Below are 8,981 nucleotides of genomic sequence, written 5' to 3'. Positions count from 1 at the left end.
GCCTCGGCGACGCGCCGAGGCCACTACATCGATGATCAAGGGCGACCTTGGGTCGGTCGAGCGGTCAGAGCCGCACGCCGGGCCAGTGGGGGTCACGGCCGAGGTAGGCGAGCAGGGCGCTGACGTCGTCGGCCTCCGCGCCGGCGTCGAGCGCCGGGGCGTACGCGCCGTAGTTCCGCAACGGCTCGACGATCTGCCGGGCTACCTCCAGCAGGGGACGGGCCAGGTCGTCGTGAAGCGGGGACGGCTGGCCGGTGGCCGCCGCGATATCCCAGGCGTGCACCGCCGCGTCGAGGGCGCACGCGACGGCGCCCACCTGGGCCGGCAGCGCACCCTGGGGCAGCGGCGTCCGCACCTGCGGATCATCGTCGGCGACTCCCGCCCAGGCGCGGGCGGACGCGTCGAGTGCGGCGCGCAGCCCGATGAGCTTGTCACCCTCGATCCGACCGGAGGGCGCGAACGGATCCTCCGACGGCCCCGCCCCGCCGACGATCGCCGCCGCGAAGGCGATCTGGTCGCCGGTCGCGTGCTGGAGCACCTGCGTGACCGTCCACCGCTCGCACGGGGTGGGCAGGTCCCAGGCGTCGGCCGGGATTCCCTCGGCGGTCGTCCGGAGCATCGTGTGCGCCTCGTCGAGCACGACCCGCCAGTGTCCAGCTGCCATCTCACCCATTGTCCCGACCCTCTCCGCCGACCCCGCCGGGCGAGCGATTCCGCTCACCCGTGAACGGAATGTTCCGCTCCGTTCTGCAATCAGACTAGCAGACCGGAACGATCCGTTCCACTACTGATTCACGTGGAGGCGCAACAGAACGAGCGCGGCACCCCAAAGGGGCGCCGCGCTCGACGACTGTGGGACGGAGTCGGGTCAGACGTTGAAGCCGAGGGAACGGAGCTGGTCCCGACCCTCGTCAGTGATCTTGTCCGGGCCCCACGGCGGGAGCCACACCCAGTTGATCCGGATGTCGTTGACCAGGCCGCCGCCGGGGCCGGTGGTCAGCGCCTGCCGCGTCTGGTCCTCGATGACGTCGGTCAGCGGGCAGGCCGCCGAGGTGAGCGTCATGTCCAGGGTGGCGACGTTCTCGTCGTCGACGTGGACGCCGTACACGAGGCCCAGGTCGACCACGTTGATGCCGAGCTCCGGGTCGACGACGTCCTTCATCGCCTCCTCGATGTCGGCGATCATGGCCTTGCTGACGCCGCCCGCGGGAGCGGCGGCGTCACCCGTGCCATCGGTCGTCGCGGCGTCGGTCTGCGGCACCACTGGGGTGTCACCGGCCTCCGGCGTCGCCTCGGTAGCGGTGTTCTCGCTCATGCCAACCCTCCGCATCGCTGCGTGATGCCACAAGGCACCACTGTGTCATTCGCTCGCTGACGCTCGCTCATGCCGTCACCTCCGGGCTCACACCCACACCGGCGCGTGCCGCGGCGTCCTTGAACGCCATCCACGGCAGCAGCGCGCACTTGACCCGGGCCGGGTAACGGGCCACACCCGCGAAAGCAACCCCGTCACCGAGCACGTCCTCGTCCGGCGTGACCTGGCCACGTCCGGACATCAACTCCACGAACGCCTCGTGCACCTCGAATGCTTCCCCGGCGCCCCGACCGCGCAGCAACTCGTGCAGCACACTCGCCGATGCCTGGCTGATCGAGCAGCCCATCCCGTCGTACGAGATGTCGTGCAGCACCGTGCCGTCGGTGGCCACCCGGACGGTGACCTCGTCACCGCAGGTGGGGTTGACGTGGTGCGCCTCCGCGACCTGGTCACCCGGGTCGTCGGCATCGCGCAGGCCACGCCCGTGCGGGCGCTTGTAGTGGTCCAGGATGATCTCCTGGTAGAGCTGGTCGAGCTGCATCAGTCGAACACCTTCCGCACCTGCTCCAGACCGGCCACCAGAGCGTCGATCTCCTCGGTGGTGGTGTAGAGGTAGAACGATGCCCGGGTCATGGCCGGGACGCCGAACCGGCTGCAGACCGGCTTGGCACAGTGGTGGCCCACCCGCACCTGCACGCCGAGCGAGTCGAGCACCTGACCCACGTCGTGCGGGTGCACGTCACCGAGTGCGAACGAGATGGTGCCGCCCCGGCCCACCGGCACCGTCGGACCGAAGATCCGCAGGTCAGGTACCGAGCCGAGAGCCTCCAGCGCGTACGCCGTCAGCTCCTTCTCGTGCCACTGGATGGCCCGCATCCCGATGCCGGTCAGGTAGTCGACCGCCGCACCGAGCGCGACCGCCTCCGCGATCGGCGGGGTGCCCGCCTCGAAGCGGGCCGGCGGCGCGGCGAACGTCGAGCGGGCCATGGTGACCGTCTCGATCATCGAGCCGCCGCCGAAGACCGGCGGCATGGCCGCCAGCAGCTCACCCCGACCCCAGAGCACACCGATGCCGGTCGGACCGCACATCTTGTGACCGGTGAAGACGATGTAGTCGGCGTCCAGGTCGACCACGTCGATGGGCAGGTGCGGCACCGACTGCGAGCAGTCCAGCAGCAGCAGCGCACCCACCTCGCGGACCCGCGCGGTGATCCGGGATGTGGCGTTGACGGTGCCGAGGATGTTGGACATGTGCACCAGCGAGACGATCTTCGTCCGTTCGGTGACCAGATCCTCCAGGCCCGACTCGTCCAGCCGCCCCTGGTCGGTGACCGGGAACCAGCGCAGGGTCGCGCCGGTGCGCTCGCAGAGCAGCTGCCACGGAACGATGTTCGAGTGGTGCTCCATCTCGGAGATCACCACCTCGTCGCCCGGGCCGAGCCGGAAACGGGGATCGGCGTCCGGGCGCAGCGAGGCGTTCGAGAAGGCGTACGCCACGATGTTGATCGCCTCGGTGGAGTTCTTCGTGAACACCACCTCGTCGGTGCTCGGCGCGTTGATGAACGCGGCGATCTTCGCCCGCGCCCCCTCGTACGCCTCGGTGGCCTCGGTGCCCAGGGTGTGCACCGAGCGCGACACGTTGGCGTTGTGCCGCGCGTAGTGCTCGTCCAGCACGTCGAGCACCTGGCGGGGTTTGTGCGAGGTGTTGGCGCTGTCGAGGTAGACCAGCGGGTGCCCGTTGATGTCCCGACCGAGGATCGGGAAGTCGGCGCGCACCCGGGCCACGTCGAAACGCGGCACGTCGTCGTACTGCGGCATCCCCGAGGGGATCGCGATGCTGGTCATCTCGGCAGCGCCTCTCCCGCTCAGGCCTTGGCCGTGCCGGCCCCGGCGGCGTACCGCTCGTAGCCCTCGGCCTCGAGCTTGTCGGCCAGCTCCGAGCCGCCCTGCTCGACGATCCGGCCGGCCACGAAGACGTGCACGAAGTCCGGCTTGATGTAGCGCAGGATCCGCGTGTAGTGGGTGATCAGCAGCACACCGGTGTCGCCGTTGTCACGAACCCGGTTGACGCCCTCGCTGACCACGCGCAGCGCGTCCACGTCGAGACCGGAGTCGGTCTCGTCGAGGATCGCGATCTTCGGCTTGAGCAGCTCCAGCTGGACGATCTCGTGCCGCTTCTTCTCACCACCGGAGAAGCCCTCGTTGACGTTGCGCTGGGCGAACGCCGGGTCCATCTGGAGACGCTCCATCGCACCGCGCAGCTCGCCGCCCCAGGTACGGAGCTTCGGCGCCTCGCCGTCGATGGCGGTCTTCGCGGTCCGCAGGAAGTTCGCCACCGAGACGCCGGGCACCTCGACCGGGTACTGCATGGCCAGGAAGAGGCCGGCGCGGGCGCGCTCGTCGACCGTCATGGCCAGCACGTCCTGGCCGTCGAGGGTCACCGTGCCGCCGGTGATCTCGTACTTGGGGTGACCGGCGATCGAGTACGCCAGGGTGGACTTGCCGGAACCGTTCGGGCCCATGATCGCGTGGGTCTCGCCCGACTTCACGGTCAGGTCGACGCCGGCCAGGATCGGCTTGAGCTCACCCTCGGGCAGCTTGACCGACACCTTCAGGTCGCGGATCTCCAGGGTGCTCATTATCGGGTCACTCCATTACTCGGCGTCAGGCTGAGGTAGATGTCGCCGTCGCGGACTTCGACGGGGTAGACGGGGACGGGTTCGGTGGCGGGCAGGCCGGTCGGCTCGCCGGTGCGCAGGTCGAAGCGCGAGCCGTGCAGCCAACACTCGAGCGTGCAGCCGTCCACCTCGCCCTCGGAGAGCGCGACCGAGGCGTGCGAGCACTCGTCGTACGCGGCGTAGAAGCCGCCGTCCTCGCCGTGCACCAGGGCGATCGGCGTGCCGTCGACGTCCGCGCTGATCGCGGTGCCCTTCGGCACGTCCTCGGTGGAGCAGATGCGGATCATCAAGCGCCCGCCTTGGTCAGCCGGGCCTCGATCGCGTCGCCGAGGCTCTCACGCAGCGACTCCACCGGAATCTTGTTGATCAGCTCGGCGAAGAAGCCACGCACCACCAGTCGGCGGGCCTCACTCTCCGGAATGCCCCGGGCCATCAGGTAGAACAACTGCTCGTCATCGAAGCGGCCGGTCGCGCTGGCGTGACCGGCGCCGGCGATCTCGCCGGTCTCGATCTCCAGATTGGGTACGGAGTCCGCCCGCGCGCCGTCGGTGAGCAGCAGGTTCCGGTTGATCTCATACGTGTCGGTGCCGGTCGCCTCGGCCCGGATGAGCACGTCGCCCACCCAGACGGTGTGCGCGCTCTCGCCCTGCAGAGCCCCCCGGTAGCCGACGTAGCTGCGACAGTCCGGGACGCTGTGGTCGACCAGCTGCCGATGCTCCAGGTGCTGGCCCGAGTCGGCGAAGTAGACGCCGTACAGCTCGGCCTCGCCACCGCGCCCGGTGTATTCCACGCTGGTGAACTGCCGGACCAGATCGCCACCCAGGGAGACCTGGATGTGGATGACCCTGGCGTCCCGGCCCAGCTTGATCTTCAGGTGCTGGGCCTGGACGGCGTCGTCGGCCCAGTCGGCGACAGTGACCAGCGTCAGCTTCGCGCCGTCGGCCACGGCCACCTCGACGTTGTCGGCCAGGGTGGCCGACCCGACGTGCTCCAGCACCAGTGTCGCCTCGGCGAAGCGGCCCACCTCGACGAAGGTGTGACCGAAAGCCGGCTGCTCGACGCCCTCGCCGACCACCCGCAGCCGCACCGCCTCACCGAGCACCACGTCCGGGGCGACCCGCAGCAGCAGGGCGTCCGCGGCGGCACCGTAAGCCAACGCGCTGACCCGGTCGACAGGGGTCAGCACGCTGCCGACCCGCTCGTCGTCCCTGCCGACACGGGTGATGGCGACGCCCTCGGGCAGGTCACCGTACTCGTGTCGGACCGCGCCGGTCGCGGCCGGCGCGTCGCTGGTCAGGCCGCGGAGGCGCTTGAGCGGGGTGAAACGCCACTCCTCCTCGAGGCCGGTGAGGGCCGGGAAGTCGGCGACGTCGTACGAGCGCAGCGCCTGCGTCTTGGTGCTGGGCGGCGGCGCGGAAGCCTGGGTAGTCATTTCTTCCTTGGTCTGTCTGTTCCGTGACGACGAGTTGGGGCCGGGTGTGACGGGCCGAGGTTCCGGCCCGCCACGGGGAGCGGCGGCGTCAGCCGACCGCGCCCTCCATCTGAAGCTCGATCAGACGGTTGAGCTCCAGGGCGTACTCCATCGGGAGCTCCTTGGCGATCGGCTCGATGAAGCCACGCACGATCATGGCCATCGCCTCGTCCTCGCTCAGGCCCCGGCTCATCAGGTAGAAGAGCTGGTCGTCGCTGATCTTGGAGACGGTCGCCTCGTGACCCATCGACACGTCGTCCTCACGGATGTCGACGTACGGGTAGGTGTCCGAGCGGGAGATGGTGTCGACCAGCAGCGCGTCGCACTTGACAGTGCTCCGGCTGTGGTGCGAACCCTCCAGCACCTGCACCAGACCCCGGTACGAGGTGCGGCCGCCGCCACGGGCGATCGACTTCGACACGATGGTCGAGGAGGTGTGCGGCGCGGCGTGCACCATCTTGGCGCCGGCGTCCTGGTGCTGACCCTCGCCGGCCATCGCCACCGAGAGCACCTCGCCCTTGGCGTGCTCGCCGGTCATGTAGACCGCCGGGTACTTCATGGTCACCTTGGAGCCGATGTTGCCGTCGACCCACTCCATGGTCGCGCCCTCGTGGCAGACGGCGCGCTTGGTGACCAGGTTGTAGACGTTGTTCGACCAGTTCTGGATGGTCGTGTAGCGGCAGCGCGCGTTCTTCTTGACGATGATCTCCACGACCGCGCTGTGCAGCGAGTCGGAGGAGTAGAGCGGCGCGGTGCAGCCCTCGACGTAGTGCACGTACGCACCCTCGTCGACGATGATCAGCGTCCGCTCGAACTGGCCCATGTTCTCCGTGTTGATCCGGAAGTAGGCCTGCAGCGGGATCTCGACCTGCACGCCCTTCGGCACGTAGATGAACGAGCCACCGGACCACACCGAGGTGTTCAGGGCGGCGAACTTGTTGTCGCCGACCGGGATCACAGTGCCGAAGTACTCCTTGAAGACGTCCTCGTGCTCACGCAGCGCCGTGTCGGTGTCCAGGAAGAGAACGCCCTGCTCCTCAAGGTCCTCACGGATCTTGTGGTAGACGACCTCCGACTCGTACTGCGCCGCTACACCGGCGACCAGCCGCTGCTTCTCCGCCTCCGGGATGCCCAGCCGGTCGTAGGTGTTCTTGATGTCCTCGGGCAGGTCCTCCCAGCTGGTGGCCTGCTTCTCGGTCGACCGCACGAAGTACTTGATGTTGTCGAAGTCGATCCCGGTGAGGTCCGCGCCCCAGGCCGGCATGGGCTTACGGCCGAACAGCCGCAGGCCCTTCAGCCGCAGGTCGAGCATCCACGCCGGCTCGTTCTTCTTGGCCGAGATGTCCCGCACCACCGCCTCGTTGATGCCGCGCTGGGCGACCGCCCCGGCGGCGTCCGGGTCGGACCAGCCGTACTCGTACCGGCCCAGGGCGGCGAGCTGCTCTTCCTGGGTCAGGGGCTGGACGATCTGCTCGGTCATCTATCTGTCCTCACAGTGGTTACGGGATTACCGGATTGAGCGCGGCCCGGCTGGGTCGGGATGTGCGTGGTGCACACCCCGTCGCCGTGCGCGATGGTGGCCAGACGCTGCACGTGGGTGCCGACCAGACGGGAGATAACCGCGGTCTCGGCCTCGCACAGCTGAGGGAACTCGGCGGCCACGTGCGCCACCGGGCAGTGGTGCTGACAGAGCTGGCCGCCGGAGGCGATCGTGGTCGCATTGGCAGCGTAACCCTCGGCGGTGAGCGCCGCGGCGAGTGCCTCGGCTCGGGCGAGGGGGTCGTCGCCAGCGTCCTCCATGGCCGTCCGACAACGGGATTCGAGAGCGGAGACCTGCTCGGTGGCGAACGCCTCGACCGCGCCCGAGCCGCCGCTGCGCGCGATCCAGCGCAACGCGGCGGTGGCCATGTTGTCGTAGTGGTGTGTGCCACAGCGGACCCGGGCGGCCTCGGTCAGCAGGAACACCTTGGCCGGGCGCCCCCGACCGCGACTGCCCTGCACGGTCTGCTCACGGGCATACACGTCACCGTCCGCGAGCATCGCGTCCAGGTGCCGGCGGATCGCCGCCGGGCTGAGCCCGAGCGCCGCGCCAAGCTGCGCGGCGGTGATGGCACCCTGCTCCAGCAGCAACTGAGTGACCCGATCCCGGGTGGAGACCTCGGCCGCCGCCGGCCCGGCGAGGCCGGCCGACATGGTCACGGCAGGCGCGGAGGCAGGCGCACCGAGGGCCGGTACGGCCGTCGGTTGGTGCCCGGAGAGCGCCGCCGCGTTTTTCACAACGCCAACGTTACGTAATTACCCGGAGGGTCGCAAACCCGGGCCCCGGTGATCCGAACCACCGAGCCGACGGAGTCGGACGAACCTCGATCACTACGGTGCGTAGGATTTGCGCCGTGAACCGAATCGTCCGTCCGGTCTCCGGCATCCTGCTGCGCCGCCTCGCGCTCGCCTCGATCATCGCGAACGTGGGGATCGTCGTCACCGGCGGGGCCGTCCGGTTGACCGCCTCGGGCCTCGGCTGCCCCACCTGGCCCCGGTGCACAGACGATTCCTACGTCACCACGCCCGAGATGGGCGTGTACGGCGTGATCGAGTTCAGCAACCGCATGCTGACCTTCGCGGTGGGTCTGATCGCGCTGGCCACCGTGCTGGCCGTCCTCCTGCACCGGCCCCGCCGACCTGGGCTCCTCGCACTGGCCGTGGCGGTCTTCCTGGGCATCCCCGCCCAGGCGGTGATCGGTGGCATCACCGTGCTGACCAACCTCAACCCGTGGGTGGTCGGGCTGCATTTCCTCGCCTCGATGGCCGTGATCGCCGCCGCGTACGCCCTCTGGCGACGCATCGGCGACCCCGACGGCCCGACGGCGGCAGTGGTGCCCGCACCGCTGCGCGCGCTGGCCCGGGTCACCACCGGCGTCACCGTCGCCGTGCTGGTCGTCGGCACCTGGGTCACCGGTAGCGGCCCGCACGCCGGCGACCACGGCGCCGCCCGCAACGGGCTCGACCCGGAGACGATCTCGCAGGTGCACGCCGACGGGGTCTTCCTGCTGATCGGTCTCTCGGTGGCGCTGATCTTCGCGTTCCGCGCCGTCGGCGCGCAGCGGGCCACCCGCGCCGCGATCATCCTGGTCGCCGTGGAGTTGGGTCAGGGCCTGATCGGCTTCGTGCAGTACTTCACCCACGTGCCGGCGCTCCTGGTCGGCGCGCACATGCTCGGCTCCTGCCTGGTGCTGCTGGCCGCCCTGTCGGCGCAGTGGTCCACCCGGGAACGCCGCCCGGTCGCCCCGGCCCCCGAGGCCACCCCGACCGACGCCGCCGCCCCGGTACCAGTCACCGCCTGACCGCCCCGCGCCCCGCGCCCCGCGCCCCGCGCCCCGCGCCCCGCGCCCCGCGCCAAGATCTGCGCAACTTCCCGGATGTTGCTGCCTCCGACACGCGGGAGACAGCAACATCACTGATATTGCGCGGATCTTGACGACCAAACCGCCCGCAAGGAGACCGAAGCCCGGGTTTGGCC

The 8,981-nt window shown here is 69.7% G+C and carries 10 protein-coding genes; 1 reads left to right on the top strand and 9 read right to left on the bottom strand.

Features of this window, described 5'->3' with window-relative positions:
• Positions 1–64: 64 nt before the first annotated feature.
• The 9 genes from AB0C20_RS32930 to AB0C20_RS32890 all read right to left on the bottom strand — a co-directional run bounded on the left by AB0C20_RS32930 (position 65) and on the right by AB0C20_RS32890 (position 7,657).
• The gene (locus AB0C20_RS32930; RefSeq protein ID WP_357191970.1) at positions 65–664 is read right to left on the bottom strand and encodes a TIGR03086 family metal-binding protein; all 600 of its coding nucleotides are present in this window, start codon (positions 662–664) and stop codon (positions 65–67) included.
• Between the two features lie 204 nt (positions 665–868).
• Positions 869–1,315, bottom strand: a complete 447-nt coding sequence (locus tag AB0C20_RS32925; RefSeq protein ID WP_357191968.1) for a metal-sulfur cluster assembly factor — start codon at positions 1,313–1,315, stop codon at positions 869–871.
• A gap of 67 nt (positions 1,316–1,382) precedes the next feature.
• Complete coding sequence (gene sufU, locus AB0C20_RS32920) at positions 1,383–1,856, bottom strand: Fe-S cluster assembly sulfur transfer protein SufU (RefSeq protein ID WP_357191966.1); 474 nt, start codon at positions 1,854–1,856, stop codon at positions 1,383–1,385.
• Positions 1,856–3,160 carry a cysteine desulfurase gene (locus AB0C20_RS32915; RefSeq protein ID WP_357191964.1) on the bottom strand — a complete coding sequence of 435 codons (1,305 nt, stop codon included), beginning with the start codon at positions 3,158–3,160 and terminating at the stop codon, positions 1,856–1,858. The genes sufU and AB0C20_RS32915 overlap by 1 nt, the downstream gene beginning before the upstream one ends.
• 20 nt (positions 3,161–3,180) lie before the next feature.
• Positions 3,181–3,954 (bottom strand): Fe-S cluster assembly ATPase SufC, encoded by a 774-nt coding sequence (sufC, locus tag AB0C20_RS32910; protein WP_210784991.1) that lies wholly within the window; start codon positions 3,952–3,954, stop codon positions 3,181–3,183.
• Positions 3,954–4,280 carry a non-heme iron oxygenase ferredoxin subunit gene (locus AB0C20_RS32905; protein WP_091403693.1) on the bottom strand — a complete coding sequence of 109 codons (327 nt, stop codon included), beginning with the start codon at positions 4,278–4,280 and terminating at the stop codon, positions 3,954–3,956. The genes sufC and AB0C20_RS32905 overlap by 1 nt, the downstream gene beginning before the upstream one ends.
• A complete protein-coding gene (sufD, locus tag AB0C20_RS32900) occupies positions 4,280–5,425 on the bottom strand; it encodes a Fe-S cluster assembly protein SufD (RefSeq protein ID WP_357191961.1) in 1,146 nt (381 codons plus the stop codon). The genes AB0C20_RS32905 and sufD overlap by 1 nt, the downstream gene beginning before the upstream one ends.
• A gap of 88 nt (positions 5,426–5,513) precedes the next feature.
• On the bottom strand, positions 5,514–6,944 hold the full coding sequence (gene sufB / locus AB0C20_RS32895; protein ID WP_091403689.1) for a Fe-S cluster assembly protein SufB: 1,431 nt from the start codon (positions 6,942–6,944) through the stop codon (positions 5,514–5,516).
• Positions 6,941–7,657, bottom strand: coding sequence for an HTH domain-containing protein (locus tag AB0C20_RS32890; RefSeq protein WP_357569464.1), 717 nt, complete (start codon positions 7,655–7,657; stop codon positions 6,941–6,943). Before AB0C20_RS32890 ends, sufB begins: the two co-directional genes overlap by 4 nt.
• Positions 7,658–7,839: 182 nt before the next feature.
• Here AB0C20_RS32890 and AB0C20_RS32885 point away from each other — a divergent pair, with 182 nt between their 5' ends.
• Positions 7,840–8,805 (top strand): COX15/CtaA family protein, encoded by a 966-nt coding sequence (locus AB0C20_RS32885; protein WP_357191959.1) that lies wholly within the window; start codon positions 7,840–7,842, stop codon positions 8,803–8,805.
• Positions 8,806–8,981: the final 176 nt, after the last annotated feature.

Source organism: Micromonospora sp. NPDC048843 (assembly GCF_040649965.1).
GTDB lineage: Bacteria > Actinomycetota > Actinomycetes > Mycobacteriales > Micromonosporaceae > Micromonospora > Micromonospora hortensis.
The sequence above is the reverse complement of the archived record's forward strand: the minus strand, read 5'-3'. Positions and strand labels throughout refer to the sequence as shown.

Coding starts and splice junctions, on each gene's coding strand:
- AB0C20_RS32890 (WP_357569464.1), bottom strand. CDS start 7,657: ATGTCGGCCGGCCTCGCCGGGCCGGCGGCGGCCGAGGTCTCCACCCGG.
- sufD (WP_357191961.1), bottom strand. CDS start 5,425: ATGACTACCCAGGCTTCCGCGCCGCCGCCCAGCACCAAGACGCAGGCG.
- AB0C20_RS32905 (WP_091403693.1), bottom strand. CDS start 4,280: ATGATCCGCATCTGCTCCACCGAGGACGTGCCGAAGGGCACCGCGATC.
- AB0C20_RS32925 (WP_357191968.1), bottom strand. CDS start 1,315: ATGAGCGAGAACACCGCTACCGAGGCGACGCCGGAGGCCGGTGACACC.
- AB0C20_RS32915 (WP_357191964.1), bottom strand. CDS start 3,160: ATGACCAGCATCGCGATCCCCTCGGGGATGCCGCAGTACGACGACGTG.
- sufC (WP_210784991.1), bottom strand. CDS start 3,954: ATGAGCACCCTGGAGATCCGCGACCTGAAGGTGTCGGTCAAGCTGCCC.
- sufU (WP_357191966.1), bottom strand. CDS start 1,856: ATGCAGCTCGACCAGCTCTACCAGGAGATCATCCTGGACCACTACAAG.
- sufB (WP_091403689.1), bottom strand. CDS start 6,944: ATGACCGAGCAGATCGTCCAGCCCCTGACCCAGGAAGAGCAGCTCGCC.
- AB0C20_RS32930 (WP_357191970.1), bottom strand. CDS start 664: ATGGCAGCTGGACACTGGCGGGTCGTGCTCGACGAGGCGCACACGATG.